Source organism: Streptomyces sp. NPDC024698, assembly GCF_055559015.1.
Window position 1 is genome coordinate 31309 of sequence record NZ_JBVHLK010000021.1, and the last position, 26007, is coordinate 57315.

The following is a 26007-nucleotide window of genomic DNA, read 5'->3' on the forward strand; positions in this document are numbered from 1 at the left end:
GGATGAACGGCGAATCCAGAGTGTGAACAGAAGTGAGGAGATCGCCGTGTCGGGTATGTCGGCGGGCCGGTCAGCCATGCGGATGGGACCCGCTGAGCTGGTCCAGGCGGCGGCCATGGCCCGCCGCTTCTACCTCGAGGGCAAATCCAAGATCCAGATCGCCGAGGAGTTCGGCGTCAGCCGCTTCAAGGTGGCCCGGGTCCTGGAGACCGCTCTCGAACGGGATCTCGTGAGGATCGAGATCCGCGTCCCCGCAGAACTCGACGCGGAGCGCTCGGACGCTCTGCGTGCCCGCTACGGCCTGCGGCACGCCGTGGTCGTCGAGTCCCCGGCCGAGGCCGAGGAGTCGCCCGACCCGGAGAACCTCGGCGAGGTGGCCGCGGACCTGCTCGGCGAACTCGTCAACGAGGGCGACGTGCTCGGCCTCGCCTGGGGCCGCTCCACGATCCACATGGCGGCGGCCCTCGACCGGCTCCCGCCGTGCACCGTGGTGCAGCTGACGGGCGTGTACGACGCCGGGACCGCCGAACGCGGCTCCGTCGAGGCCGTCCGGCGTGCCGCGCAGGTGTCGGGCGGCGACGCCCACCCCATCTACGCGCCGATGCTGCTGCCCGACGCGGCCACCGCGGCGGCGCTGCGCCACCAGACGGGGATCGCCCGCGCCTTCGAGTACTTCGACAAGGTGACGGTCGCCTGTGTCTCCATCGGGTCCTGGGAGCCCGGCATCTCCACGGTGCACGACATGCTCAGCGACGCGGAGCGCGCGCACTACGCCTCGCTCGGTGTCGCCGCCGAGATGTCCGCGCACCTCTTCGACGCCGAGGGCCGCCGGGTCGGGCGTGACCTGGGCGAGCGCTGCATCACGGTCGAGGCCGACCGGCTGCGCCGCATCCCCGAGGTCGTCGCCATAGCGGGCGGGCAGCGCAAGGCCGCCGCCATCGACGCGGTGCTGCGGTCCGGGCTCGTCACCAGCCTGGTGACGGACACCTCGGCCGCGGACGCGCTGATGACGGCGGGCCCGCCGCCGCGTCCGGCGCTGAACCGGGCGGACCCGGACGGGGCCTGAGGACGGCACGCGAAGCGCGCCCCGAGGGGGCGGCCGTGGCAGCATCGACATCATGTTGCTGCGGTCGCCCCCTCGGGCGTTCACGGTCCGCCTGTTCGCGGGACTGCTGGTCTGTCTGACCGTCCTGCTGACGGGCTGCTCGGCGACGGGCCGGGCCGGTCCGCCGGACCCCGCGGCCACCGCCGTGAGCCGCGCCGGGGCGGCCCCGTCCTGGGCCGGCGGGCTGCCGGCCGTCCCCGCGACCGCGCTGCCCGCCGAGGCACGCTCGACCCTCGCCCTCATCGACCGGGGCGGCCCCTTCCCGTACGCCAAGGACGGCACCGTCTTCGGCAACTTCGAGCGGGTGCTGCCCGGGCACACCCGGGGCTACTACCACGAGTACACGGTGCCGACCCCGGGGGAGCGCGACCGGGGAGCCCGGCGCATCGTCACCGGGCAGGGCGGGGAGATCTTCTACACCGACGATCACTACAACTCGTTCAAGGCGGTGCTGAGATGACGCACGGTCCGCTTGCCGCGGTGTGCCGTTCGGCCGGGTGGCAGGTCACCGAGCTCGACCTCACCGGGGTCCTCGACAAGGCCGCCTTCATGGCGCGCTGTGTCCGCTGCCTCGACCTGCCGGAGTGGTTCGGGCGTAACTGGGACGCGCTCGGCGACCTCCTGGGCGACCCCGACTGGGGACCGGCCAGCCCGGGCAGACTGCTCGTGGTGACCGGCTGGCGCCCCTACGCGCGGGCCCGGCCCGACGAGTGGGAGACCGCGCAGGAGGTGCTGGAATCGGCCTCCGGCCACTACCAGGACTCCGACGCGGCCCTCTCGGTCGTGCTGTCCCTTGGAGGATCCGACCAGCTGCCCCCTGACCAGCCTGGATGATCCGCCCGGGGACCGCGCGCCGACTGTCATGGGACAATGAAGTACGTGCTCATCCCCCTGGCTGACCTGTCCGGGGGCCACCTCTGATCGACTGGGATGTGCAGCACGTGCGTTTCCTCAACGACATCCAGCCCCCGTACGACCTGACGTACGACGACGTCTTCATGGTGCCCAGCCGTTCGGCCGTGGGCTCGCGTCAGGGAGTGGACCTTTCCTCCCCCGACGGCAGCGGCACCACCATCCCCCTCGTGGTCGCCAACATGACGGCGATCGCGGGCCGCCGGATGGCCGAGACCGTCGCCCGCCGCGGTGGCCTTGTCGTCATTCCGCAGGACATTCCGATCGACGTCATCACCGAGGTCGTCACCTGGGTCAAGGGACGCCATCTGGTGCTCGACACCCCGATCGTCCTCGCGCCCCACCAGACCGTCGCCGACGCGCTCGCGCTGCTGCCCAAGCGCGCGCACAACGCGGGCGTCGTCGTCGACGAGGACGGCCGCCCCGTCGGTGTGGTCACCGACACCGACCTGTCCGGCGTGGACCGCTTCACCCAGCTCTCCGAGGTCATGTCCAAGGATCTGCTGCTCCTGGACGCCGGCATCGAGCCCCGTGAGGCCTTCAACCGGCTCGACGCCGCCAACCGCCGCTACGCCCCCGCCGTGGACGCGGACGGCAAGCTCGCCGGCATCCTGACCCGCACGGGTGCCCTGCGCGCCACCCTGTACACGCCGGCCACCGACGCGAGGGGCCGGCTGCGCGTCGCCGCCGCCGTCGGCATCAACGGCGATGTGGCCGGCAAGGCCAAGCAGCTGCTGGACGCGGGCGTCGACACGCTCGTCATCGACACGGCGCACGGCCACCAGGAGTCGATGATCAGCGCCGTGCGGACCGTGCGCGCGCTGGATCCGCAGGTGCCGATCGTCGCGGGCAACATCGTCGCCGCCGAGGGCGTCAAGGATCTGATCGACGCGGGCGCCGACATCATCAAGGTCGGTGTGGGCCCCGGCGCCATGTGCACCACCCGCATGATGACCGGCGTCGGCCGGCCGCAGTTCTCGGCGGTCCTGGAGTGCGCCGCCGAGGCGAAGAAGTACGGCAAGCACGTGTGGGCCGACGGCGGTGTCCGCCACCCCCGTGACGTCGCCATGGCGCTGGCCGCCGGTGCGTCCAACGTCATGATCGGCTCCTGGTTCGCCGGCACGTACGAGTCCCCGGGCGACCTCCAGCAGGACGCGCACGGGCGCCTGTACAAGGAGTCCTTCGGCATGGCGTCCGCGCGGGCCGTCAGGAACCGCACCAGCGAGGAGTCCGCGTACGACCGGGCCCGCAAGGCCCTGTTCGAGGAGGGCATCTCCACCTCGCGCATGTTCCTCGACCCGTCCCGTCCGGGTGTCGAGGACCTGATCGACTCGATCATCGCGGGTGTCCGCTCCTCCTGCACCTACGCGGGCGCCAACTCCCTCGAGGAGTTCGCCGCGAACGCGATCGTCGGCATCCAGAGCGCGGCCGGCTACGCCGAGGGCAAGCCGCTGCACGCCAGCTGGAGCTGATCCGAGGGAGTTCCCCCTACGGCCCCTGTTCCCCTCGCGGGAGCGGGGGCCGTAGGCGTGTTCGCCCGGCCGGTGGTCGCCTTGCGCAACCATCGGCGTGCCCTGCGCAACGAACAGGCGCCGGGATGCGATGAACGCAACGATCTTGCGGAGATGCGCAAGGTTGCTGCATTACGCCCGTGAAGCCCGAACTCATAGGGTCGGGCGCTGTACAAGGCGTGGCGGGGACCCCGCTCGGTGGGTCCCGGCTGTCAGGGGTGCCGCCGGTCCCCGTCCTCCTCGACCGGCAGCGATGAAGGAGTGAGCGCGTGCTCGACCAAGGCGCACCCCCGCAGTCCCCACCCACCTCCGCCCCGTCCTCCCCGGGCCTCGGCGCCCGTCTCATGCGCCGCAAGCCGGTGGAACGCCTGGTGCAGGAGGGCGGACACGGTGAGGGGGGCTCGCTGCGGCGCTCCCTCGGCCTGTGGCAGCTCACCATGATCAGCATCGGTGCCACGCTCGGCACCGGGATCTTCGTGGTCCTCGGCCAGGCCGTCCCCAAGGCCGGACCCGCGGTCACCCTGTCCTTCGTCATCGCCGGTGTCACGGCGCTCTTCTCCGCCCTCTCCTACGCGGAACTCGCCGGCACCATCCCCGTCGCCGGGTCCTCGTACTCGTACGCGTACGCAACCATGGGCGAGCTGATCGCCTGGATCTGCGGCTGGTGCCTGGTCCTGGAGTACGGCGTCTCGGTCGCGGCCGTCGCGGTCGGCTGGGGCGAGTACCTGAACGAACTGCTCGACGGCACCATCGGCGTCACCATTCCCGACGCGCTCTCCGCGCCGCCCGGTGACGGTGGCATCTTCAACCTGCCCGCGCTCATCGTCGTCCTGCTCGCGATGGCGTTCCTGCTCGGCGGCGCGCGCGAGTCGGCGCGCGCCAACACCATCATGGTGTCCGTGAAGATCGCCGCGCTGGTGCTGTTCTGTGCGATCGGGGTCCAGGGGCTGCGCTCCGGCAACTACGAGCACTTCATGCCGCTCGGCATGGCGGGCGTCAGTGCCGCCGGCGCCACCCTGTTCTTCTCCTACATCGGCTTCGACGCCGCCTCCACCGCGGGCGAGGAAGCCAAGGACCCGCAGCGCGACCTGCCCCGCGCGATCATGCTCTCGCTGGCCATCGTGACCGCCCTGTACGTCCTGGTCGCGGCCGTCGCCGTCGGCGCGAAGCCCTGGCGGCAGTTCGGCGACGCGCACGCAGCGCTCGCGGAGATCATGAAGGAGGTCACCGGGCAGACCTTCTGGGGCACGCTCCTGGCCGCCTGCGCCGTCGTCGCCATCGCCAGTGTCGTGCTGACCGTGCTGTACGGGCAGACGCGCATCCTGTTCGCGATGGGCCGGGACGGGCTCGTGCCCAAGGTGTTCGCCCGGGTCCACCCGAAGACCGGCACCCCCCGCGCCAACACGGTCATCGTCTCGCTGTTCTGCGGCGTCCTCGCCGCCGCGATCCCCCTCGGGCAGCTCGCCGACGCCACCAGCATCGGCACCCTGTTCGCCTTCGCGCTGGTCAACGTCGCCGTCGTCGTGCTGCGCCGGACGCGCCCGGCCATGCGCCGCACCTTCCGGGTGCCGCTCGCGCCGGTGGTGCCCGCGATCGGCTTCCTGCTGTGCCTGTGGATGATGGCCAGTCTGTCCGCCGTCACCTGGGTGGTCTTCGGCGTCTGGATGGCCGTCGGGCTCGTGTTCTACTTCAGTTACGGCTACCGCCGGTCCCGGATGGCGGCCGCGGAACCCGCCGTCGCCGAGCAACCGTAGAACTCCTCGCAGAAAAGTGAACCGCCCGCAGTGCTGAACGATCTCGACGAACGCATCGTGCACGCCCTCGCCGAGGACGCCCGCCGGTCCTACGCGGACATCGGACAACTGGTCGGCCTGTCCGCGCCGGCCGTGAAGCGGCGCGTCGACCGGCTGCGGGCCACCGGGGCCATCACCGGGTTCACCGTACGGGTGGACCCGGCGGCCCTCGGCTGGGAGACGGAGGGCTTCGTCGAGATCTACTGCCGCCGGAACACCTCGCCGGAGACGATCCAGCGCGGTCTGGAGCGGTACCAGGAGGTCGTGGCCGCCTCCACCGTCACCGGGGAGGCCGATGCGGTCGTGCAGGTGTTCGCCTCGGACATGCGGCATTTCGAGCGGGTGCTGGAGCGGATCGCGGGGGAGTCGTTCGTCGAGCGGACGAAGTCCGTCCTGGTGCTCTCGCCCCTCCTGCGGAGGTTCTCGTCGGGGTCGCCGACGTAGTCCGGTTCCCGGAAGTGCGGGGCGCCCCAGGGGTGGGGCCCCGCCTCCGCAGGCGGCTGCGGGTGCTTCGTGGCCTGTCGCGCAGTTCCTCGCGCCCCTGACGGGGCCCCGCGTTCCTGACAGGTGTCTACTCGGCTGTCTTTCTCGCCAAGGCGTTGTTGCCGATCGAGTTGTGGACGCTGAAGGTCACGGCGTCCGAGCGGTAGCGGTCGTCGGACCATTCCACCGGGCGGCCCTCGCGGGTGGTGGTGACGCGGCGGACGCGCAGCAGGGGACTGGTGCGGCGGACGCCGAGGAGGTCGGCGTCCTGGGCCCCCGCCGCGACCGCGTCGATGACGTGCTCGCCGTACGCGAAGACCAGGCCGGTGTCGTCGAGGAGCCGCTGGGTGACCGAGGGGCACCCGGGCTCGATCGCCGCGACGGCGGGGGAGATCCAGTCCGCGTACACCGTGCGTTCGAGCAGCACCGGTTCGCCGTCCAGCCCGCGCACCCGCAGGACGTGCAACACCCGTGCCTTCTCGGATAGTTGGAGCCGTACGGCGTCCTCCGCCGTCGCCGGGCGGTACTCCTGGGCCACCACGTGTCCCGTCGCCTCGCGCCCCATCGCCCGTGCCCACTGCGCGAAGCTCCGCAGTTCGGCGAAGCTCTGGCTGCGGCGGCCCGCGAGGACCACGCGCCGGGCGCCCTGGCGCGATCCGATGAGCCCCTCGGCGGTCAGGGACGCGACGGCCTGACGGACCGTGCCGCGCGAGACGCCGTACTGGGCCGCGAGGTCGGTCTCCGCCGGCAGCAGACTGCCCACGGTGTACTCCTCGCGGTCGATGGCCCGTCGCAGCTCCTCGGCGATCTCCTCGTGTCGCGCCGCCATTCTTCCCCTCTGATTCGACCGCTGTGTACAGCGTGATCAGCCTAATCGACATCTGACGGTGATCCGCGTCGGCCGGGATTGTGCAGGGAATAGGGGGTCACGGTTTCACCAAAGTTTACGGACAAGACACCATCGGCGGGCCTACTGGGGCCAACTTGTTCAGACAAGTTCTCCGTTCCACCCACCCTCGTGCGTCACCCTGGAGAGACCGTGACCGTGTTCCTGCCGAGGACCGCCCTCCTCACCGGCGGCCTCGCCGTCGCCGCAGCGCTCACCCTGAGCGCCTGCGGCGCCGCTCCCGACGACAAGGCGACCACCGCCGACGGCAAGAGCGCGGCCACCGCGACCTCCGCCGCGGACTTCGGCGGTCTCGACGCCCTGGCCAAGGCCGCCAAGAAGGAGGGCACGCTGCATGCGATCGCCCTTCCCCGCGACTGGGCCAACTACGGTGCCCTCATCGACGGGTTCACCAAGAAGTACGGCATCAAGATCCAGGTCGAGAGCCCGGACGGCTCCAGCCAGGACGAGATCAACGCCGTCACCTCGCGCAAGGGCCAGGACCGCACCCCCGACGTCCTCGACCTCGGCAGCTCCTTCGCGCTGAGCGCCGCCCAGCAGGGCCTGCTCGCCCCGTACAAGGTGGCCGGCTTCGCCGACCTGCCCGAGGGCCAGAAGGACCCGCAGGCCCGCTGGTTCAACGACTACGGCGGCTACATCTCCATCGGCTGCGACGCCAAGAAGGTCAAGGAGTGCCCGACGACCTTCAAGGACCTGCTCAAGCCGCAGTACAAGGGACAGGTCGCGCTCAACGGCAACCCCACCAAGTCCGGTTCGGCGTTCGCCGGCGTGTACGCGGCCTCGCTCGCGAGCGGCGGCTCCTTCGACGACATCCAGCCCGGCCTCGACTTCTTCGCGAAGCTGAAGAAGAACGGCAACTACACGCCCGTCGAGTCGACCCCGGCCACCGTCGAGAAGGGCGAGACGCCCATCAGCATCGACTGGGACTACCTCAACGCCGGTTACGCCGACGAGTTCAAGTCCAAGGGCGTCGACTGGAAGGTCGCCGTGCCGAGCGACGGCCAGTTCTCGCAGTACTACTCCCAGGCCGTCAACAAGGACGCCCCGCACCCCGCGGCCGCCCGCCTGTGGCAGGAGTACCTCTACAGCGCCGAGGGACAGAACCTCTGGCTCAAGGGGTACGCCCGTCCGGCCCTGATGACCGCGATGGAAAAGGCCGGCACGCTCGACAAGACCGCCGCCGCGAAGCTCCCCGCCGTCTCGGGCACCCCGAGCTTCCCGACCGAGGCCCAGCAGAGCAAGGCCAAGACCGTGCTCGCCCAGGGCTGGGGCAAGGCCGTCTCCGGATGACCACCGCCCTCACCGAGGCCCCGGCCGACGTCGCGCCCGCCGCTGCCCACCGGCAGCGGCGGCGCCGCGCCACCGGCCCGCTCGCCGTCCTCCCGCTGCTCGTCTTCGTCGCGGTCTCCTTCGGCGTCCCCGCGCTCGCCATGCTCAACGGCGCCTTCACCGTCAAGGACCAGGCCACCGGCGCCACTTCGTACACCACGGCCAATCTGACCGGCTCGTTCCAGGGCGCCTACCTGACCGCCCTCGTGGGCAGCGTGAAGTTGTCCGCCGTCTCCGCGGGGCTCGCGACCGTCCTCGGACTGCCGCTGGCCCAGGCCGTGGTGACCTCCCGCTTCCGCGCGCTGCGCGAGGCCGTGCTCACCGCCTCCGGCGTCCTCGCCAACTTCGGCGGTGTCCCGCTGGCCTTCGCCTTCGTCGCCACCCTCGGCAACTCCGGCGTGCTGACGAGGCACTTGAGCCTCACCGACCACGGCTGGGACCTCTACAGCTTCTGGGGCCTGGTCGTCGTCTACCTGTACTTCTTGATCCCGCTCATGGTCCTCACCATCACCCCCGCCCTCGACGGCCTGCGCTCCCAGTGGCGCGAGGCCGCGCGGAACAACGGCGCGACCACCGTCCAGTACTGGCGGCACGTGGCCCTGCCGGTCCTCGCCCCCTCGCTCCTCGGCGGACTCGTGCTCCTCTTCGGCAGCGCCTTCGCCGCGTACGCCACGGCGGCCGCCATGGTGGGCAGCGCGGTGCCGCTGGTCACCCTCCAGATCGCCGACGCCATCTCCGGCAACGTGCTGGTCGGCCAGGAGAACGTGGCGCTCGCCCTCAGCCTCGACATGGTCCTCATCGCGGGCCTGGTCATGGCCGTGTACCTGCCCCTGCAACGACGGAGCGCGCGATGGCTCGCCTGAACCCGTGGCGCTGGGTGGTCCTCGCCCTCGCCGCGCTGTACTTCCTGGTGCCCATGGCAGCGTCCGTGATCTTCACGGTCGACGTGCCGGGACAGGGCGTCACCTTCGACGCCTACAGCCGGATCGTGTCCACCGACGGCTTCCTCTCCAGCCTGCTGCTCTCCCTGGAACTCGCCGCCGCGACCATCGTCGTGGTGCTGCTCCTGATGGTGCCCGCCACCGTCGCGCTGCGGCTCGGATCGGCCCGGCTGCGGCCGGTCGTCGAGGTGGTGTGCTCGCTGCCGCTGGTCGTCCCCCCGATCGCCTTCGTCGCCGGTATCGCCACCGTCCTGAAGTGGGGGCCCGAACACCTCTCGCGCACCCCGCTGTTCCAGACCTTCGTGGCGATCCAGGACCCGGGCTTCCCGGTCGTCCTCGTCCTCGCGTACGTCGTGATGGCGCTGCCGTTCGTGTACCGGGCCCTGGACGCGGGACTGCGCGCCGTCGACGTGCGCACCCTCGTCGAGGCGGCCCGCAGCTGCGGCGCGAGCATGCCGCAGGCCCTCGTGCGCACGGTGCTGCCCAATCTGCGCGGCGCGCTGCTCAACGCCTCCTTCCTCACCCTGGCCCTGGTGCTCGGCGAGTTCACGGTCGCGAGCCTGCTCGGCTACCAGCCCTTCGCCGTGTGGATCTACGACATCGGCGGCTCGCAGGCTCAGATGTCCGTCGCCGTCTCCGTGCTCAGCCTGTTCCTCACCTGGGCACTGCTCCTCGCGCTCGCCGTCCTCGGCGGCCGCTCCCGTACCGCTTCCGCCTCCCGGGGATGAACATGACCGTCGCCACGCTCGACAAGGCCGCCACCGTCGAATTCCGAGGACTCAGGCGGGAGTTCGGCCCGACCCTCGCTCTCGACGGCCTCGACCTCACCGTCCGGCCCGGTGAACTCCTCGCCCTGCTCGGCCCCTCCGGCTGCGGCAAGACCACCGCGCTGCGCATGCTCGCCGGCTTCGAGCACCCCGACTCGGGCGAGGTGCTGGTCGACGGCCAGGACATCACCCGGGTCCCGGCCCACCGCCGCGACGCCGGGATGGTCTTCCAGTCGTACAGCCTCTTCCCGCATCTCAGCGCCCTGGACAACGTGGCCTTCGGGCTCCGGATGCGCAAGGTGCGCACGGCCGAACGGCGTTCCCGTGCCGCCGAGTTGCTCGATCTCGTGGGACTCGGGGACAAGGGCGAGCGGTTCCCGCACCAGCTCTCCGGCGGTCAGCAGCAGCGCGTCGCCCTGGCCCGCGCCCTCGCCCTGCGGCCCCGCGTCCTGCTGCTCGACGAGCCGCTGTCGGCGCTGGACGCCAAGGTGCGGCTCTCGCTGCGCGAGGAGATCCGCCGGCTCCAGCTGGAACTCGGCATCACCACCCTGTTCGTGACCCACGACCAGGAGGAGGCGCTGTCGATGGCCGACCGGGTCGCGGTGATGCGCGCCGGACGGCTCGAACAGTGCGCGTCTCCCGCCGAGTTGTACGGCCGCCCCGCCACCGCCTTCGTCGCCGAGTTCGTGGGCACGATGAGCAGGATCCCGGGGACCCTCGACGGTGACCGGGTCGACGTGCTCGGCCGGCGGCTGCCGGTGGACGGGGACGCGCCGGCGCCGGGGGCGGTCGATGTGCTGGTGCGGCCGGAGGCGGTCCGGGTGAGCGCCGACGCTTCGGGGGACGCCCGGGTCGTGGCCACCGCGTTCCTCGGCGCCGTCACCCGGGTGACCGTGCGGCTCGCCGACGGTACCGAGGTCAAGGCCGACCTGCCCACGCACGAGGCCGCGGTGCTCGGGTCGGGCGCCGCCGTGACCGTCACCCTGCCGGACCGTCCGGTCCTGGTCGCCGCGCGTCCGAGCTGACAGCGTCCGCTGCCGCCCCGGACCGTGGGTGCCCTGTCGAGGCCCCCACCGCCCACAACCTTTTCTCGCCCCCTCCGCCCCTGCCCGTCCCGTCCCGGGGCTCCGCCCCAGACCCCGCTCCTCGAACGCCGGAGGGGCTGGATCCTGTCCCCGCGTCCGAGGATGCCGTCGGAGGGGCTGGATGCTGCCCTCGCGTCCGAGGATGCCGGAGGGGCTGGATCCTGCCCCGTACCCCCCCACGAAGAAAGAGACCCCAGTGACCCACCGCACCACCGCTCGGCCTCCCCTTCAGGCCGTTCTGTTCGACATGGACGGCACGCTCGTGGACACCGAGCGGCTGTGGTGGGAGGCGGTGGAGGAGGTGGCCGGCGGGCTCGGGCACGCGCTGACGGGGGCCGATCAGCCGCGCGTCCTCGGACGGCCCGTCGAGCACACCGCCGCCTGGCTGGCCGGCGTCACCGGCGCACCGATGGAGGACACCGCCGCCGAACTGCACCGGCAGTTCGCGGACCGGGTCCGCACCGGCATCGTGCCCCGCCCCGGGGCGAGGGAACTGCTCCGGGCGCTCGCCCGCGAACGAGTGCCCACCGCCCTGGTCACCGCATCCCCGCGCGCGGTCGCCGACACCGTCCTCGAAGCGCTCGGCGCCGACCAGTTCGCCGTCTCCGTCACCGCCGACGACACCCGGCGCACCAAGCCCGCCCCCGACCCCTACCTCGCCGCCTGCCGCGCCCTCGGCGTCGACCCCGCCGCCTGCGTGGCCGTCGAGGACACCCAGACCGGCGTCACCTCGGCCGAGTCGGCCGGCTGTGCCGTCCTCGCGGTGCCCTCGCTCGCACCGATCGCGCCCGCGGCCGGCCGCACCGTGCTCGGCAGCCTGGAAGGAGTCTCCCCGGCCCGGCTGCGGGCCATGGTCGCCCCGGGCGAGCTGCGGGTGATGAGCTGGAACCTGTGGTTCGGCGGCACCAGGGTCGACGGGTACCGCGAGAAGCAGCTCAAGGCCATCACCGAGACCGGGGCGGACGTCGTCGGGCTCCAGGAGACGAACGGGAACGCGGCGCGCGAACTCGCCGACGCCCTCGGCTGGTACCACCACCAGGCGGGTGACAACCTCGGCGTCATCAGCCGCCACCCGATCACCGCCCGGCTCGGCGACCCGGACGTCGGTTTCTACGGCGGCACCGGCGTCAGGATCGAACTGGACGGCGGGCAGCGGGTGGACGTGTGGAGCGCGCACCTCGACTGCGCGCCGTACGGCCCCTACGAGGCGCGCTTCGACGGCCTTCCGGAGGCCGCGCTGATCGCGCACGAGAGCGGCCGGCTCGCCCGGATGCGGGAGATCCTGCGCCGGATCGCCGACACGGGCGACGCGTCCGTTCCCGTCGTCCTGACCGGTGACTTCAACGTGCCCTCGCATCTGGACTGGCCGGATGTCGCGTGGCCGGTGACCCGGGCGACCGAGGAGGCGGGCCTGCGGGACTCCTACCGGCAGGCGCGTCCCGACCCGGCGCGGGACCCCGGCCACACCTGGTCGCCCGTCCACGCCGAGCACGAGGACGGCAGCGGACGGCCGGAGCCGCAGGACCGGATCGACTTCGTCCTGCACCGGGGGCTGACCGTCCTCGACTCCCGCACGCTGGTCCGTGGCACCCCGCGGACCTGGCCGGACGTGACGGGCAACGACTGGCCCTCCGACCACGCCGCGGTCGTCACCGTCTTCGCCCTGCCCGGCGCCGAGTGAGAGGGCGGATCCGGTGACGGCGTGCAGTGCGCGTTGAACGCTCAGTCAGTCCGGACCATTGCGGTCCGGGCGCACCATCGACTAGTTTGAGCCGCGCGCCCGCTACCCGCGAGTAACACATGGGTTACCACACGTCACCCGGCCATCCGACCCGTCCCGTCGTTCTGGGGAGACCATGCGCTGGCCCTTCGGCCGTCCGCCCACGGTCCGTTCGCGGATCGTGGCCCTCTCGATCGCCCCGGTGATCGCACTCATGACGCTGTGGAGCTTCGCCATGGTGTCCGTCACCGGTGACCTGCGCGCACTCGTCCGTCTCCAGGGTGTCTACAGCGACTTCGGCACGCCCGTCGACACGGCGATCGGCCAGATCCAGATCGAACGCCGCCTCGCCGCCGCGTACCTGGGCGCGACGCGCGGGACCACGGCGGGAGTCGAGCTGCTGGCACAGGAGCGCCGCACCGACCGCGCCGTGACAGCGCTGCGCGCGGCGGTCCGCGACGGTGACCGCGGCCGGCTCTCCGGACAGCAGCGGCGGGCGCTCGACGCCCTGCTCCGCTCCGTCGACGGCCTTGAGGGGCTGCGCGGCCGGGTCCTGGCGCACACGGTCACCTGGGACCGGGCCGTGGCCGAATACAGCACCCTGGTCGAGCCGTCCTTCGACGTCGAGTCCGCGCTCACGGCACTCCAGGCGGGACAGCTGGCCCGTGAGTCACAGGTCGTCGTCGAGCTGGTGCGGGTACGGGACTTCGTCTCGCGCGAGGACGCCCTCGTCGCCGGGGCACGGGCCGCCGGCACGCTCAGCGACCAGCAGTACGACACCCTCACCGCGACCATCGAGGACCGCCGGGTCTTCGAGCGGACCTATGTGCCCGACCTGCCGTCCGACTCGCGCTCCCTCTTCGAGACCTTCCAGCGGGGCGACCTCCACCAGGAGCTGACCCGGGACGAGGACGCCCTGCTGCGGGCGGGTGCGCGCAAGGCCGGCGAGGCCGTCACGGCCGGCTCCTGGCGCACCACCACCGACCACGCCGTCAAGCGGTACATGCTGCTGTGCACCCAGTCGGCGCTCAACTCCGCCACGCGCGGACGGGCGTTCGCCTACCAGGAGCTCACCAAGGCCGCGATCGTCGGCGTCCTCGGACTGGCCGCCGTGGGCCTCTCGCTCTGGTTCGCGGTACGCGGCGCCCGGCGCATCTCGCGCCGCCTCGAGTCGCTGCGCGACGCCGCCGACCTGCTGACCAACCGTCAACTACCGCAGGTCATGGAGCGGTTGGGCGCGGGCCAGGAGGTCGACGCGGCCGCCGAGGCGCCACCGCTCGCGGACGTGGAGGCGGTGGCCGACGAGATCGGACAGGTCGGCCGGTCCTTCAACACCGCCCGGCTCGCCGCCGTCGAGGCCGCCGTCAAGCAGGCCACCCTGCGCCGCGGGCTGTTCGCGGTGCTCCTGAACATCGCGCGCCGCAACCAGGCCCTCGTCCACCGGCAGCTCAAGCTCGTCGACACGCTGGAGCGCCGGACCGACGACCCGGACGTCCTGGACGACCTGTTCCGGATCGACCACCTCACCACCCGTATGCGGCGGCACGCGGAGAGCCTCATCATCCTCTCCGGCTCGGCCCCCGGCCGCCGTTGGCGGCGGCCGGTGCCCGTCGCCGAGGTGGTGTCCTCCGCGGTGAGCGAGATCGAGCAGTACACACGGGTGGTGGTCCCGCCGATGCCCGAGGTGGGCGTCGCGGCCGACGCCGTCGCCGACGTCGTGCATCTGATCGCCGAACTGGTCGAGAACGCGACCGTGTTCTCACCGCCCCGCACCCAGGTCACCCTGCGCACCGGGCGGGCCGGAAGCGGGTTCGTCCTGGAGATCGACGACCGGGGCCTCGGCCTGGCGCAGGACCAGATCGACGAGGCGCACCGCACCCTCACCACGCCGGAGGACTTCGACCCGACCCGGCACGACCGGCTCGGGCTCTACGTGGTGGGCCGGCTCGCCGCACGGCACGGCATCAAGGTCACGCTGTGCCGCTCGCCGTACGGCGGTACGACGGCGGTCGTGCTGCTGCCGGAGGCGGTTCTCGCACCGGTGGAGACCACACACCTGCCGATGGCGGACACGGCTCCGGCGCCGCTGCCCTCACGGACGGCCACCGCGGTCCTCCCGGCCCAGCGGACAGCGTCCGGGGAGCGGACCTCCGCGACGCCTGAGGTCTCCTCCGCACCGCCCGAGGCCCCGGCACCGGAACCGCCCGTGCTGCCCACCCGGGTCCGCCAGCAGGCCCTCGCCCCGGAGCTGCGCACCGAGGCGCCGGTGGCCGACGAGGCGCCGGAGCGCGAGATCACTCCGGAGGAGATGCGCGCGGTCTTCGGAGCCTTCCAACGCGGCCTCGACCGGGGCCGCAGGGGCCTGCCCTCCCGGCCGGAGACCGGCGGGACGGGCGGAGAGGGAGACACCGGCCCAGGGCACCCCGACGGGCGGCCCGGCCCCGCGCGGCACGACGCGGCGCGGCGAACCGACACCGAGGAAGGAACGGACGTCCACGATGCGCCCTGACCAGCTCCCAGAGCACCCCGCCCGGACCCTCGGGGCCCGGCACCCGGACCGGGCGGACGGCGCCCTCGGGACCGGGGACGACGCCGACCGGCCCGGCACCGACCTCGGCTGGCTGCTCGACGATCTCGTGGCCAGGACCGACCACGTACGCCAGGCCGTGCTCCTGACCGCCGACGGTCTGCCCCTGAGCTGCTCGGACGGCATGCGCAGACGGGACATCGAACACCTCGCGGCGGTCTGCTCGGGCTTCCACAGCCTCGCCCGCTCGGTCGGCGAGCGCTTCGCCGCCGGCGGGGTGCGCCAGACCATGGTGATGCTCGACGACGCCTACCTCTTCATCACCCCCGCGGGCGACGGAAGCAGGCTCGCCGTGCTCAGCGAGGTGCAGACGGACGTCGGACAGCTCGCCCACGAGATGGAACTGCTCGTCCGGCGCGTCGGCCGCCACATGGCCGCCGCCGTCCGTTCGGCGGCCGACCCCGCGGGCCGCTGACCCGGCTGTGACCGACGAGCACTGGTACGAGGACGAGACCGGGCCCATGGTGCGGCCCTACACCGTCACCGGGGGCCGGACCCGGCCCTCGGACCGGCACGTCATCGATCTGATGTCCCGGGTCACGGTCCTGGAGACCGACGAGGGCCGGCCCGGTCTCGATCACGCGGCGGCCGCGCTGCTCGACCTGGCCCGCCGCGGCCCCCGGCCGGTCGTGGAGCTCGCCGCGGACGCCGACCTGCCGCTGACCGTCGTACGGGTGCTGCTCGGTGATCTGGCCGAGGCGGGCCTGGTGACCATCGCCGAGCCGTACCGCCCCCCGGACGGCGCCCCCGTGGCCGGCCCGGAACTGCTCCGCGAGATCGTGGAGCGTCTGCGCGAGCTGTGATCGCCCGCCGGGCCGGACCGGGCAACCCGGAGCGGGGGATGTCGGGCCGGCCCCTCCTGTGACCTGCGTCTCCAGGGGTTCGGGACGTTCGGGACCTTGAACGGGGGAGCGCGACGGGCCGCGCAACGAATCGCCGCCGGGGGCCGGAGGCGCGCAACGAATCGTCCACCGGCGCGCAACGGGTCCTTCTTGTCCCCCCGCGCCGGCCGACCGTACCGTCTATCTGACCCCCCGAACCCCCTCGTACCGGTGGAGAACCCGCATGCGCACAGCCCTGCTCCAGAGCTCCGGCCGCCCCGGCTCGGTCGTCGAGAACCTCAAGGTCCTCGACGAGGCCGCGGGCCGCGCCGCCGCGGCGGGGGCCGGGCTGGTCGTGACCTCGGAGATGTTCCTGACCGGCTACGCCATCGGCGACGACATCGCGCGCCTCGCCGAGCCCGCAGACGGCGACTCCGCCGACGCGGTGGCCGAGATCGCCACCCGGCACGGCATCGCCGTCGCCTACGGCTACCCCGAGCGCGAGGTCCCCGGCACCGACGGCGAGGCGGCGGTCTTCAACGCGGTCCAGCTCATCTCCGCGGACGGCACCCGGCTCGCGAACTACCGCAAGACCCACCTCTTCGGCTGCTTCGAGCACGATCACTTCACGCCCGGCGAACAGTCCGTCGTCCAGGCGGAGCTGAACGGACTCCGGGTCGGCCTCATGATCTGCTACGACGTCGAGTTCCCGGAGAACGTCCGCGCCCACGCCCTCGCCGGCACCGACCTGCTGCTCGTGCCGACCGCGCAGATGCACCCGTTCCAGTTCGTCGCCGAGTCCGTCGTCCCGGTGCGCGCCTTCGAGAACCAGATGTACGTCGCCTACGTCAACCGCACCGGCCCGGAAGGGGACTTCGAGTTCGTCGGACTGTCCACGCTGGCCGGCCCCGACGGCGTCGCCCGCGCCCGCGCCGGCCGCGGCGAGGAACTGGTCCTGGCCGACGCCGACCCGGTCCTCCTGTCCGCCTCGCGCGAGACGAACCCGTATCTGAAGGACCGCCGCCCCGGCCTCTACGGGTCCCTCGTCTGAATCGACCGCCCGGCCCGCCCCCGGCCGGTCCGACCAGCCCTCCCCTCACCAGTTTTCGCGCAAGGAGTCCGTACCCCATGACGTCCACCGTGCCCAACGCCGTCCAGCACGCCGACGTGCAGCAGCCGCCGATCACCATGTTCGGCCCGGACTTCCCCTACGCCTACGACGACTTCCTCGCGCACCCCGCCGGCCTCGGCCAGATACCCGCCACCGAGCACGGCACCGAGGTCGCCGTCATCGGCGGCGGACTGTCGGGCATCGTGGCCGCGTACGAACTGATGAAGATGGGCCTCAAGCCCGTCGTGTACGAGGCCGACGAGATCGGCGGCCGGCTGCGCACCGTCGGCTTCGAGGGCTGCGACCCCTCGCTGACCGCCGAGATGGGCGCGATGCGCTTCCCGCCGTCCTCCACCGCCCTCCAGCACTACATCGACCTGGTGGATCTGGAGACCAGCCCGTTCCCCAACCCCCTCGCCGAGTCCACGCCCTCGACGGTCGTCGACCTCAAGGGCGAGTCGCACTACGCGACCTCCGTCGACGACCTCCCGCAGGTCTACCGCGACGTGATGAACGCCTGGAACGCCTGTCTGGAGGACGGCGCCGACTTCTCCGACATGAACCAGGCCATGCGGGAGCGCGACGTCCCGCGCATCCGGGAGATCTGGTCGAAGCTCGTCGAGAAGCTCGACAACCAGACCTTCTACGGCTTCCTCTGCGAGTCCGAGTCCTTCAAGTCCTTCCGCCACCGCGAGATCTTCGGCCAGGTCGGCTTCGGCACCGGCGGCTGGGACACCGACTTCCCGAACTCCATCCTGGAGATCCTGCGGGTCGTCTACACCGAGGCCGACGACCACCACCGCGGCATCGTCGGCGGCTCCCAGCAGCTCCCGCTGCGCCTGTGGGAGCGCGAGCCGGAGAAGATCGTCCACTGGGCGTACGGCACCTCCCTCTCCACCCTGCACGACGGCACCCCCCGCCCGGCCGTGACCCGGCTGAACCGCACCGCGGGCAACGGCATCACGGTGACGGACGCGAACGGCGACATCCGCACCTACAAGGCGGCGATCTTCACCGCCCAGTCCTGGATGCTGCTCTCCAAGGTCGCCTGCGACGACTCGCTCTTCCCGATCGACCACTGGACCGCGATCGAGCGCACGCACTACATGGAGTCGAGCAAGCTCTTCGTGCCCGTCGACCGGCCGTTCTGGCTGGACAAGGACGAGGAGACCGGCCGTGACGTCATGTCGATGACGCTCACCGACCGGATGACGCGCGGCACCTACCTCCTCGACGACGGCCCGGACAAGCCCGCCGTCATCTGCCTCTCGTACACGTGGTGCGACGACAGCCTGAAGTGGCTGCCGCTGTCCGCGAGCGAGCGGATGGAGGTCATGCTGAAGTCGCTCGGCGAGATCTACCCGAAGGTCGACATCCGGGGGCACATCATCGGCAACCCGGTGACCGTGTCCTGGGAGAACGAGCCCTACTTCATGGGCGCGTTCAAGGCCAACCTGCCGGGCCACTACCGCTACCAGCGCCGCCTGTTCACGCACTTCATGCAGGAGTCGCTGCCCGAGGACAAGCGGGGCATCTTCCTCGCGGGCGACGACATCTCCTGGACGGCCGGCTGGGCCGAGGGCGCCGTCCAGACCGCGCTGAACGCGGTCTGGGGCGTCATGCACCAGCTCGGCGGCACGACCGACCCGACCAACCCCGGTCCCGGCGACGTCTACGACGAGATCGCCCCGGTGGAACTGCCCGAGGACTGATCCCCACCCCGCGGCGAGGGCGGCCGGGTCAGACCCCGGCCGCGCGTGCCGCCTCGTACAACTCGGCCGCCACGTCCTTCAGTTCCGCGGCGTCCCGCACCTGGCTCTGCACATCGAGGAAGATCTCGTCGAGGCCGATCCCGGCGTGGTCGACCAGGTCCGCCACGATCTGGTCGACGGCGCCCTGGAAGGGCTGACGGTCGTCGCCCGCGTACGGCTTCGGCGTGTAGACGAGGTTGGTGCGCAGGACGGTCCGCAGCGGCCTGGTGCGCCCGCGCTCGTCGGCCAGGTCCCGCAACTGCCGCCACTGCGCGGTCAGTCGCTCGACCCCCATGCCGATCGGCATCCAGCCGTCGGCCCGGTCGACGAGCCGGCGCCGCGCCCTTCCCGTGTTGGCGGCGAGCAGGACGGGGATCGGCCGGGCCGGTTTGGGTCCGACCGCGGCCGAGGCGATCCTGCTGAGGTGACCATCGTGGACCACCGGGTCGGGACCCCACACCGCGCGGCACACCGCGATCACCTCGTCCAGGGCGTCCCCACGCTCCTCGAAGGGCCGCGCGGAGGCCGCCGCGTACTCGTCGAGCGACCAGCCCGTGCCGAGGCCCGCCACGACCCGGCCGCCGGCGGCCGCGTCGAGCGAGGCGAGGGCCTTGGCCAGCTGGAAGGGCGCGTGCAGCGGCGCGACCAGCACGCTGGTGCCCAGTTCGGCGCGCTCGGTGGCCGCGGCCGCGAGCGTCAGGGTCACCAGCGGGTCGGCGACACCCCGGTAGGCGTCCGGCCAGGCCAGTCCCTCGATGCCGTAGAGACCCTGGGTCGGCGGGTCCGGGAACAGGGCCCGCTCGAAGACCCACAGGCTGTCGTACCCGATCGCCTCGGCGGCGCGTGCCACGTCGGGCACGTCCCGTCCGAGGTCGTACTGCTTCATCTGCGGGAGGGCGAGGCCGAGTCGCGTCGTCATACCGGTGTACTCCTTCGCATCGGGGTGTGCCGACGTGTCAACGTACAGTGAGCGTCCGGATGTTCCGGCGAGGACCGCGCCGGGTGGCCGGATCAGCCCGGCAGGGGAGTGAGCAGCATCCGGCCGGCCAGGCCCACCGCCGCGTCGAGGCGGTCGCCGAACTCCTCGGCCAGGTCCGGGAGTCCGCGCAGCGCCCACAGGGCCCGCGCCGCCGCCCAGGTCGCCTCGCGGGCCCGTTCCAGGCTCCAGGAGCCGAGCAGGTGGGTGAGCGGATCGGCGATCTGGAGCAGGTCGGGGCCCGGCATCAGCTCCTCGCGGACGCGTTCCTCCAGCGAGACGAGCAGATCGCCCACCAGGTCGAACTCGTCCTCCAGGTCGGCCGGTTCGCAGGCGAGCGTGTGACAGCTGTCGACCACGGCGAGCGCGAGGTCGTGTCCGATGTGCGCGTTGATGCCCGCGAGCGCGAACTGGAGCGGTCGTACCCCGGGATGGCGGCGGAAGCGCAGCAGCGGGCGCCAGCAGGCGGGTGCCGGGCCCTCCTCGGCCACCGTCAGATAGCGCTCCGCGAAGCGCACGTCCAGGGCCGTCGCGGCCCGCCGGTCGGGGAAGGCCCCGGCGTCGAGCCGGCGGTCGAACTCCTCGGTGACGGTGAGGTAGACCCGGTTGAAGACCGCGAGTCCGTCGCGCGCGGGCAGCGTCGTGTCCAGGGCGCGCATCCGGGCGACGACCATGTCGACGGGGGTGGTGAGCTGTGCCGGCTGGGCCATGACGGCAGCGTCCCAGCACCGGGCCCGCCGGCGCGCCGCCGGGCCGCCGGTTTCCCCGGAACGGGGGAACGCGGCCGGGCGGCACGGGACGCTCACGCCCGAGTCCCCCCGCCGCGCCGAGGCACGGGCCGACTCCGCCTAGGCGCCGGCGCGCTGGTCCCCTGGATCGTCGTACGCCGAGGTCCCCGCGTCGAGCAGCGGTTCGGTGCGCAGGTGGGGCGGGGCCATCGCCCGCAGCGCGTGATAGCCGGTGATCACGACGATGGTGCCGAGCGCGATGCCGTTCAGGGAGAAGTGGTCGGTGAACTTCAGGGAGACCCCGCCGATGCCGATGATGATGCCCGCGGCGGCCGGTACCAGGTTCAGCGGATTGCGCAGGTCCACCCGGGCGTTGAGCCAGATCTGGGCGCCGAGCAGCCCGATCATGCCGTAGAGGATGACGGTGATGCCGCCGAGGACACCGCCCGGGATCGCCGCGACCACCGCGCCGAACTTGGGGCACACCCCGAAGAGCAGGGCGAAGCCGGCGGCGGCCCAGTAGGCGGCCGTGGAGTAGACGCGGGTCGCGGCCATGACGCCGATGTTCTCGGAGTAGGTGGTGTTGGGCGGGCCGCCGACCGCGGTGGAGAGCATGGAGGCGGCGCCGTCCGCGGAGATCGCGGTGCCCAGCTCGTCGTCCAGCGGGTCACCGGTCATCTCGCCGACGGCTTTGACGTGTCCGGCGTTCTCGGCGACCAGCGCGATGACCACGGGCAGCGCCACGAGGATCGCGGACCACTGGAACGTCGGTCCGTGGAAGGAGGGGAGCCCGATCCAGTCGGCCTGCTCGACCGCGGAGAGGTTCAGACGCCAGTGGTCGGTGACCTTGCCGCTCGCGTCCGCCGCGTGGATCCGGCCGAAGATCCGGTCGAAGGCCCAGGAGATCGCGTAGCCGAAGACGAGTCCGAGGAAGATCGCGATGCGTGACCAGAAGCCGCGCAGGCACACCACGGCCGCGCCGGTGACCAGCATGGTGAGCAGCGCGGTCCACTGGTCCTGCGGCCAGTAGGTGGACGCGGTCACCGGCGCCAGGTTGAAGCCGATCAGCATGACGACCGCGCCGGTCACGATCGGCGGCATCGCGGCGTGGATGATCCTCGCCCCGAAGCGCCGGACGGTCAGACCCACGAGGAACAGCGCGACGCCGACCACGAAGCACGCGCCGGTCACCGTGGAACTGGTGCCGCCCTGGGCGCGGATCACGGCGGCGACGCCCACGAAGGAGAGCGAACAGCCCAGATAGCTGGGCACCCGGCCACGGGTGGCGAGGAGGAAGACGACCGTCGCGACACCGGACATCATGATCGCGAGGTTGGGGTCGAGTCCCATCAGGACGGGAGCCACGAAGGACGCCCCGAACATGGCCACCACGTGCTGGGCGCCGAGTCCGAAGGTCCGGGGCCAGGAGAGGCGTTCGTCGGGGCGGACGACAGCTCCCGGGGCGGGGGTCCGCCCGTCGCCGTGCAGTTTCCAGCGCACGCCTAGGTCCATGTCGAGAGGTCGCTTTCTCCGTACGTGAATGTGTCCGGACCATTGTCACGTCCGACCAGCTGCTTTAGGTTCACCCGGTCCACCTCATGAACATCATTCATATGTATGACCGGAGTCGGCCGACTCCGGCGCACCCGTGCGGGTCCGGGCCGCGTGGGTGCGCCGGGCCGAAGGCGGAGGCGCCGCCCGGCGCTGATCTGTGGCGGCCGGGCCGGCCGCCGAGCGGCTCGACTCGACCGCGGGCCGATCCCGCCCGGAAGGATCTCCTGAGCGTTTGCTTAGGATGGGGGTGTCGTTTCCGTCAGGCCCGCCCGCCCGCGTGCCGCAGCACGTCCCAGGAGCCCCGCCCGTGACCGCCGAAGCCCTCGCAGCACCCGCCCTCCCGTACGGACGGCTGCTGCCCGTCACCGTCCACTTCGACGACCTCGACGCGCTCGGACTGCTGCACAACGCCCGCTACCCGGTCCTGGTGGAGCGCGCCTGGACCGCGCTGTGGAACGAGCGCGGCTTCGGCTTCGAGGGCGACTGGGAGGCGGCGGGCGACTCGTGCAACGCCGTCAAGGAACTGCGGATCACCTACGAGGCCCCCGTCAACCGCCCCGGCGGGTACGCCGTTCACCTCTGGCTGGAGAGGCTCGGGACCACCGGGCTGACGTACGGCTTCCGCTTCTGCTCGTCCGACGGCGCGCTCACCTACGCCCACGGGACCCGGGTGCTGGTCCGGCTCGACGCCGGGACGCTGCGCCCGGCGCCGTGGAGCGAGCGGTTCAGGACCGTGGGCCGGGAACTGCTGCGCTCGGGGGAGTGACCTTCGCGGGGGTGCGGTCTCCCGCGCGCAGCACGCCGGCGAGCGCGGTGAGCCCGAACGCCAGGACCGTGACCAGGGCGAACGACACCATCAGGTTCGTCGCCTGTGCCACCGACCCGATCAGGCTCGGCGCGATGAGCCCCGAGGTGTACGTGATGGTCGCGACGCCCGCGATGGCCTGACTGGGGTTGGGGCCGCTGCGTCCGGCCGCCGCGAAGCACAGCGGGACGACGACCGCGATGCCGAGTCCGAGCAGCGCGAAGCCGGTCATCGCCACCACCGGACCCTCCGCGAGGACGATCAGCAGCCCGCCGAACACGGCGAGGACACCGCCTGCCCGCACGGTACGCACGGCGCCGAAACGGTTCACCACCGTGTCGCCGACCAGTCGGGCCACCGCCATGGTGAGCATGAAGCCGGTGGTCGAGGCCGCGGCGAGAGCGGCCGAACTGTCCAGCCGGTCACGCAGATAGACCGCCGACCAGTCCAGGCTCGCGCCCTCCGCGAAGACCGCGCAGAAGCCGACCGTGCCGATGAGCAGGGCCGACCGGGGCGGCAGCGCGAACCGCGGCGGCGGTTCCTCGTCCTCGGTGGGCTGGAGATCGAGCACCCACTGGCAGGCGGCGAGACCGAGGAGCGTGAGGGTCGCCGCGGCCAGGGCGTGGTGCAGGCGCGCGTCCGCGCCCAGGTGCGCGGCGAGCGTGCCGGCCGCCGCGCCGATCAGCGCACCCGCGCTCCACATGCCGTGCAGCCCGGACATGATCGACTTGTCGAGCCGGTTCTCGATCTCGACGCCCAGCGCGTTCATGGCGACATCCGCCATTCCCGCCGTGGCGCCGTACACGAACATCGCGAGGCACAGGGTGAGCAGGTTCGGTGCCAGGGACGGCAGGACCAGTGCGAGTGTCCATAGCGCGATGAGCCCGCGCAGTGCCCTGCGGCTGCCGAAGCGGTGGGTGATCCGGCCCGCCAGCGGCATCGAGCAGGACGCGCCGAGCGCGGTGAAGGCGAGAGCGAAGCCGAGCTGCCCCGCGCTGACCGAGGCGTGGTCCTGGATCCACGGCACGCGGGTCGCGAAGGACCCGGTGACGGCTCCGTGCACGGCGAACACGGCCGCCACGGCGTACCGGGCGCGCCTGACCTCGCGCTGGTCCTCGACCGCTCCACTCATGCTCGGGCCCCTCCCCGGGTGATGCTTCCACGGTGTGCCGCCGTAAACTATCAGGAACCCTGCCTGATAAATAGATGCCCGCTCGCCGCCCGGTCGCCCGGTGGCCTCGCCGATCTGGGAGGATTCCCGCCATGCCCGCATCCCCGAGCACCGCACGGGCCATCAACGACCGGCTCGCCCTGCGGCTGTTGCAGCAGGAAGGCCCGTTGACGGCCACGCGGCTGAAGCAGCTCACCGGACTGTCCCGGCCGACCGTCGCCGACCTCGTGGAACGCTTGACGGTCTCCGGTCTCGTCACCGTCGTCGGGGAATCGGGGGAGCAGCGGCGGGGGCCGAACGCCCGGGTCTACGGGATCGTCGCGGACCGCGCCCACCTGGCCGCGCTGGACGTCCGTACGGAGGGAGTCTCCGTCGTCGTCTCCGACCTGGTCGGCCGCGTCCTGGCCGAGGCGTCCGCGCCCATCGGCGAGGGTGTCGGCACCGGACCGGCGGTGGAGCGCGCGGTCGCGCTGGTCGAGCGGGTGGCGAAGGAGGCCGGCGCGCCCCAACGGGAAGGGGCCGGAGGGTGGGGCAGGCTGCACACGGTCGGCATCGGGGCGCCCGGTCTGATCGATCCCGCCAGCGGTGAACTCCGCGACTCCACCGGGCTGCCCGAGTGGCACCGAAGGCTCGTCGCGGCCCTCCAGGAACGGCTTCCCGAGGCCCGCGTCCTGGTCGAGAACGAGACCAACCTCGCGGCCCTGGCCGAACAGCGCGAGGGCGTCGCCCGCGACCGGGACACGTTCGTCCTGCTGTGGCTCGGCCACGGCACCGGCGCCGCCGTGGTCCTCGACGGCGCCCTGCGCCGAGGCGCCTCCGGAGGAACCGGCGAGATCGGCTTCCTGCCGGTGCCGGGCACCACGGGCCTGCCCTCGGCGACCGACTGCGGGGGCGGCTTCCACTCCCTGGTCGGGTCCGCGGCGATCACGGAGCTGGCGGCGCAGCACGGCGTCTCGGCGCGGCCCGAGGGCTACGAACCGCATGCCGCGGCGCTCGTGCGGCAGGCGCTGGCGGCCCCCGGCTCCCCGGCGTCCGACGGTTTCCTCGACGCTCTCGCCCAGCGCCTCGCGATCGGGGCGGCGTCCGTAGGCGCGGTGCTCGACCCCGGCTGTGTGGTCCTCGGCGGCGAGGTCGGCCAGGCCGGCGGCGCGGCGCTCGCGGCGCGGGTCGAGCGGCGGCTCGCCCGGATCTCGCCGCTCCCCACCGAGGTGCGCGCGACCACGGTGGGCGGGGGCGCGGTGCTGCGCGGAGCCCTGCTGACCGCGCGCGACGGTGCCCAGGACGAGCTGTTCGCCCCGGCCTCGTCGCGGTAGGGCGTGTCCGTGAAGCCGTGGGTGTCCGTGAAGCCGCGGGTGTCCGCGAAGCCGCGCGTGTCCGTGAAGCCGCGGGTGTCCGCGAAGCCGCGGGTGTTCGCGAAGCCGCGCCTGTCCGCGAAGCCGCGGGTATCCGTGAAGCCGCCGGCGTTCGCGAAGCCGCGCGTGCCCGGCGATGCCCGGCACTCTCTGGGCGGTCGCGGCCGGTTGGAGACCCGGCGGCGGGGCAAGGGCCTTCGTCACCGCCGCCGGGTCGATCGTGGGGGGACCGGCAATGAATGATCACGCAGTCTTGATCGAGGACATTAAGAGGACTAGACCAGAGCGTCAATAGGTATGGACCAGTTGCGCGAACCTGTGACCTGCCCCAAGACCGCACGGGGTCAAGGAGGTTGGCCGGGTGCCCCGTCCGTGGAAGTCCATGCCGGGCCGCTGTGAGCCACCCCACAGAGGTACGGCCGTATGACCGTCGTTCGGGCGTGGCACACTGGCCATGTACCAGAAGCAGCGCACTCCGGGGTCGGTGTAATTCCGAACCGGCGGTTATAGTCCGCGACCCGGCCGCTTCCAGCGGCCGGTTGACCAGGTGGAATTCCTGGACCGACGGTTAAAGTCCGGATGGGAGGCAGTGCGCGGC

General features: G+C 72.2%; 23 protein-coding genes and 1 riboswitch. Of the genes, 18 read left to right on the top strand and 5 right to left on the bottom strand.

Annotated features, from left to right (window positions below):
* Nucleotides 1-22: 22 nt before the first annotated feature.
* The 6 genes from ACZ4AA_RS31420 to ACZ4AA_RS31445 all read left to right on the top strand — a co-directional run bounded on the left by ACZ4AA_RS31420 (nt 23) and on the right by ACZ4AA_RS31445 (nt 5765).
* A complete protein-coding gene (locus ACZ4AA_RS31420) occupies nt 23-1066 on the top strand; it encodes a sugar-binding transcriptional regulator (protein WP_467610248.1) in 1044 nt (347 codons plus the stop codon).
* Between the two features lie 52 nt (nt 1067-1118).
* Nucleotides 1119-1565 (top strand): guanyl-specific ribonuclease, encoded by a 447-nt coding sequence (locus tag ACZ4AA_RS31425; RefSeq protein ID WP_467610251.1) that lies wholly within the window; start codon nt 1119-1121, stop codon nt 1563-1565.
* A complete protein-coding gene (locus ACZ4AA_RS31430) occupies nt 1562-1939 on the top strand; it encodes a barstar family protein (RefSeq protein ID WP_467610254.1) in 378 nt (125 codons plus the stop codon). The genes ACZ4AA_RS31425 and ACZ4AA_RS31430 overlap by 4 nt, the downstream gene beginning before the upstream one ends.
* A gap of 107 nt (nt 1940-2046) precedes the next feature.
* A complete protein-coding gene (locus ACZ4AA_RS31435; protein WP_467610452.1) occupies nt 2047-3489 on the top strand; it encodes a GuaB1 family IMP dehydrogenase-related protein in 1443 nt (480 codons plus the stop codon).
* 308 nt (nt 3490-3797) lie between these two features.
* A complete protein-coding gene (locus ACZ4AA_RS31440) occupies nt 3798-5282 on the top strand; it encodes an amino acid permease (protein ID WP_467610258.1) in 1485 nt (494 codons plus the stop codon).
* Between the two features lie 30 nt (nt 5283-5312).
* Complete coding sequence (locus ACZ4AA_RS31445) at nt 5313-5765, top strand: Lrp/AsnC family transcriptional regulator (RefSeq protein ID WP_037621108.1); 453 nt, start codon at nt 5313-5315, stop codon at nt 5763-5765.
* A 127-nt stretch (nt 5766-5892) separates the two neighbouring features.
* On the opposite strand, the gene ACZ4AA_RS31450 is transcribed toward ACZ4AA_RS31445, so the two are convergent.
* On the bottom strand, nt 5893-6633 hold the full coding sequence (locus ACZ4AA_RS31450) for a GntR family transcriptional regulator (protein WP_467610260.1): 741 nt from the start codon (nt 6631-6633) through the stop codon (nt 5893-5895).
* Nucleotides 6634-6843: 210 nt separating this feature from the next.
* On the opposite strand from ACZ4AA_RS31450, the gene ACZ4AA_RS31455 reads away from it, so the two are divergent.
* From ACZ4AA_RS31455 to ACZ4AA_RS31500, 10 genes are all read left to right on the top strand, one after another.
* On the top strand, nt 6844-8001 hold the full coding sequence (locus ACZ4AA_RS31455; protein ID WP_467610262.1) for an ABC transporter substrate-binding protein: 1158 nt from the start codon (nt 6844-6846) through the stop codon (nt 7999-8001).
* The gene (locus ACZ4AA_RS31460; RefSeq protein WP_467610264.1) at nt 7998-8903 is read left to right on the top strand and encodes an ABC transporter permease; all 906 of its coding nucleotides are present in this window, start codon (nt 7998-8000) and stop codon (nt 8901-8903) included. The genes ACZ4AA_RS31455 and ACZ4AA_RS31460 overlap by 4 nt, the downstream gene beginning before the upstream one ends.
* Nucleotides 8891-9709 carry an ABC transporter permease gene (locus ACZ4AA_RS31465; RefSeq protein WP_467610267.1) on the top strand — a complete coding sequence of 273 codons (819 nt, stop codon included), beginning with the start codon at nt 8891-8893 and terminating at the stop codon, nt 9707-9709. Before ACZ4AA_RS31460 ends, ACZ4AA_RS31465 begins: the two co-directional genes overlap by 13 nt.
* A 2-nt stretch (nt 9710-9711) precedes the next feature.
* Nucleotides 9712-10773 carry an ABC transporter ATP-binding protein gene (locus ACZ4AA_RS31470; protein ID WP_467610270.1) on the top strand — a complete coding sequence of 354 codons (1062 nt, stop codon included), beginning with the start codon at nt 9712-9714 and terminating at the stop codon, nt 10771-10773.
* 202 nt (nt 10774-10975) lie between these two features.
* A complete protein-coding gene (locus tag ACZ4AA_RS31475) occupies nt 10976-12514 on the top strand; it encodes an HAD-IA family hydrolase (RefSeq protein ID WP_467610273.1) in 1539 nt (512 codons plus the stop codon).
* Between the two features lie 175 nt (nt 12515-12689).
* Complete coding sequence (locus ACZ4AA_RS31480) at nt 12690-15062, top strand: sensor histidine kinase (RefSeq protein ID WP_467610276.1); 2373 nt, start codon at nt 12690-12692, stop codon at nt 15060-15062.
* Nucleotides 15052-15555, top strand: a complete 504-nt coding sequence (locus tag ACZ4AA_RS31485) for a roadblock/LC7 domain-containing protein (protein ID WP_467610281.1) — start codon at nt 15052-15054, stop codon at nt 15553-15555. Before ACZ4AA_RS31480 ends, ACZ4AA_RS31485 begins: the two co-directional genes overlap by 11 nt.
* A gap of 46 nt (nt 15556-15601) precedes the next feature.
* Entirely contained in the window at nt 15602-15943 is a 342-nt protein-coding gene (locus tag ACZ4AA_RS31490) for a DUF742 domain-containing protein (protein WP_467610455.1), read from the top strand.
* Between the two features lie 262 nt (nt 15944-16205).
* On the top strand, nt 16206-17012 hold the full coding sequence (locus tag ACZ4AA_RS31495) for a carbon-nitrogen hydrolase family protein (RefSeq protein WP_467610285.1): 807 nt from the start codon (nt 16206-16208) through the stop codon (nt 17010-17012).
* A gap of 77 nt (nt 17013-17089) precedes the next feature.
* Complete coding sequence (locus tag ACZ4AA_RS31500; protein WP_467610290.1) at nt 17090-18784, top strand: flavin monoamine oxidase family protein; 1695 nt, start codon at nt 17090-17092, stop codon at nt 18782-18784.
* A 28-nt stretch (nt 18785-18812) separates the two neighbouring features.
* Here ACZ4AA_RS31500 and ACZ4AA_RS31505 read toward each other — a convergent pair whose 3' ends face one another.
* The 3 genes from ACZ4AA_RS31505 to ACZ4AA_RS31515 form a co-directional block, all read right to left on the bottom strand.
* Nucleotides 18813-19742, bottom strand: coding sequence for an LLM class F420-dependent oxidoreductase (locus tag ACZ4AA_RS31505; protein WP_467610293.1), 930 nt, complete (start codon nt 19740-19742; stop codon nt 18813-18815).
* Nucleotides 19743-19834: 92 nt separating this feature from the next.
* On the bottom strand, nt 19835-20509 hold the full coding sequence (locus ACZ4AA_RS31510; protein ID WP_467610296.1) for a DUF5995 family protein: 675 nt from the start codon (nt 20507-20509) through the stop codon (nt 19835-19837).
* A 138-nt stretch (nt 20510-20647) separates the two neighbouring features.
* On the bottom strand, nt 20648-22039 hold the full coding sequence (locus ACZ4AA_RS31515) for a uracil-xanthine permease family protein (RefSeq protein ID WP_467610299.1): 1392 nt from the start codon (nt 22037-22039) through the stop codon (nt 20648-20650).
* A 349-nt stretch (nt 22040-22388) separates the two neighbouring features.
* Here ACZ4AA_RS31515 and ACZ4AA_RS31520 point away from each other — a divergent pair, with 349 nt between their 5' ends.
* Nucleotides 22389-22847, top strand: a complete 459-nt coding sequence (locus ACZ4AA_RS31520) for an acyl-CoA thioesterase (RefSeq protein WP_467610302.1) — start codon at nt 22389-22391, stop codon at nt 22845-22847.
* Here ACZ4AA_RS31520 and ACZ4AA_RS31525 read toward each other — a convergent pair.
* Nucleotides 22807-24018, bottom strand: a complete 1212-nt coding sequence (locus ACZ4AA_RS31525) for an MFS transporter (protein ID WP_467610306.1) — start codon at nt 24016-24018, stop codon at nt 22807-22809. The genes ACZ4AA_RS31520 and ACZ4AA_RS31525 overlap by 41 nt on opposite strands.
* Nucleotides 24019-24149: 131 nt before the next feature.
* On the opposite strand from ACZ4AA_RS31525, the gene ACZ4AA_RS31530 reads away from it, so the two are divergent.
* Nucleotides 24150-25370: an ROK family transcriptional regulator gene (locus ACZ4AA_RS31530; RefSeq protein ID WP_467610309.1), complete on the top strand. Its 1221-nt coding sequence runs from the start codon at nt 24150-24152 to the stop codon at nt 25368-25370.
* 505 nt (nt 25371-25875) lie between these two features.
* Nucleotides 25876-26006, top strand: a riboswitch (FMN riboswitch).
* Nucleotide 26007: the final 1 nt, after the last annotated feature.

Excerpts from the sequence above, each read along its gene's own strand:
- ACZ4AA_RS31425 (WP_467610251.1), top strand. The coding sequence starts at position 1,119 with ATGTTGCTGCGGTCGCCCCCTCGGGCGTTCACGGTCCGCCTGTTCGCG.
- ACZ4AA_RS31430 (WP_467610254.1), top strand. The coding sequence starts at position 1,562 with ATGACGCACGGTCCGCTTGCCGCGGTGTGCCGTTCGGCCGGGTGGCAG.
- ACZ4AA_RS31450 (WP_467610260.1), bottom strand. The coding sequence starts at position 6,633 with ATGGCGGCGCGACACGAGGAGATCGCCGAGGAGCTGCGACGGGCCATC.
- ACZ4AA_RS31460 (WP_467610264.1), top strand. The coding sequence starts at position 7,998 with ATGACCACCGCCCTCACCGAGGCCCCGGCCGACGTCGCGCCCGCCGCT.
- ACZ4AA_RS31465 (WP_467610267.1), top strand. The coding sequence starts at position 8,891 with ATGGCTCGCCTGAACCCGTGGCGCTGGGTGGTCCTCGCCCTCGCCGCG.
- ACZ4AA_RS31470 (WP_467610270.1), top strand. The coding sequence starts at position 9,712 with ATGACCGTCGCCACGCTCGACAAGGCCGCCACCGTCGAATTCCGAGGA.
- ACZ4AA_RS31475 (WP_467610273.1), top strand. The coding sequence starts at position 10,976 with ATGCCGGAGGGGCTGGATCCTGCCCCGTACCCCCCCACGAAGAAAGAG.
- ACZ4AA_RS31480 (WP_467610276.1), top strand. The coding sequence starts at position 12,690 with ATGCGCTGGCCCTTCGGCCGTCCGCCCACGGTCCGTTCGCGGATCGTG.
- ACZ4AA_RS31485 (WP_467610281.1), top strand. The coding sequence starts at position 15,052 with ATGCGCCCTGACCAGCTCCCAGAGCACCCCGCCCGGACCCTCGGGGCC.
- ACZ4AA_RS31490 (WP_467610455.1), top strand. The coding sequence starts at position 15,602 with ATGGTGCGGCCCTACACCGTCACCGGGGGCCGGACCCGGCCCTCGGAC.
- ACZ4AA_RS31495 (WP_467610285.1), top strand. The coding sequence starts at position 16,206 with ATGCGCACAGCCCTGCTCCAGAGCTCCGGCCGCCCCGGCTCGGTCGTC.
- ACZ4AA_RS31500 (WP_467610290.1), top strand. The coding sequence starts at position 17,090 with ATGACGTCCACCGTGCCCAACGCCGTCCAGCACGCCGACGTGCAGCAG.
- ACZ4AA_RS31505 (WP_467610293.1), bottom strand. The coding sequence starts at position 19,742 with ATGACGACGCGACTCGGCCTCGCCCTCCCGCAGATGAAGCAGTACGAC.
- ACZ4AA_RS31510 (WP_467610296.1), bottom strand. The coding sequence starts at position 20,509 with ATGGCCCAGCCGGCACAGCTCACCACCCCCGTCGACATGGTCGTCGCC.
- ACZ4AA_RS31515 (WP_467610299.1), bottom strand. The coding sequence starts at position 22,039 with ATGGACCTAGGCGTGCGCTGGAAACTGCACGGCGACGGGCGGACCCCC.
- ACZ4AA_RS31525 (WP_467610306.1), bottom strand. The coding sequence starts at position 24,018 with ATGAGTGGAGCGGTCGAGGACCAGCGCGAGGTCAGGCGCGCCCGGTAC.
- ACZ4AA_RS31530 (WP_467610309.1), top strand. The coding sequence starts at position 24,150 with ATGCCCGCATCCCCGAGCACCGCACGGGCCATCAACGACCGGCTCGCC.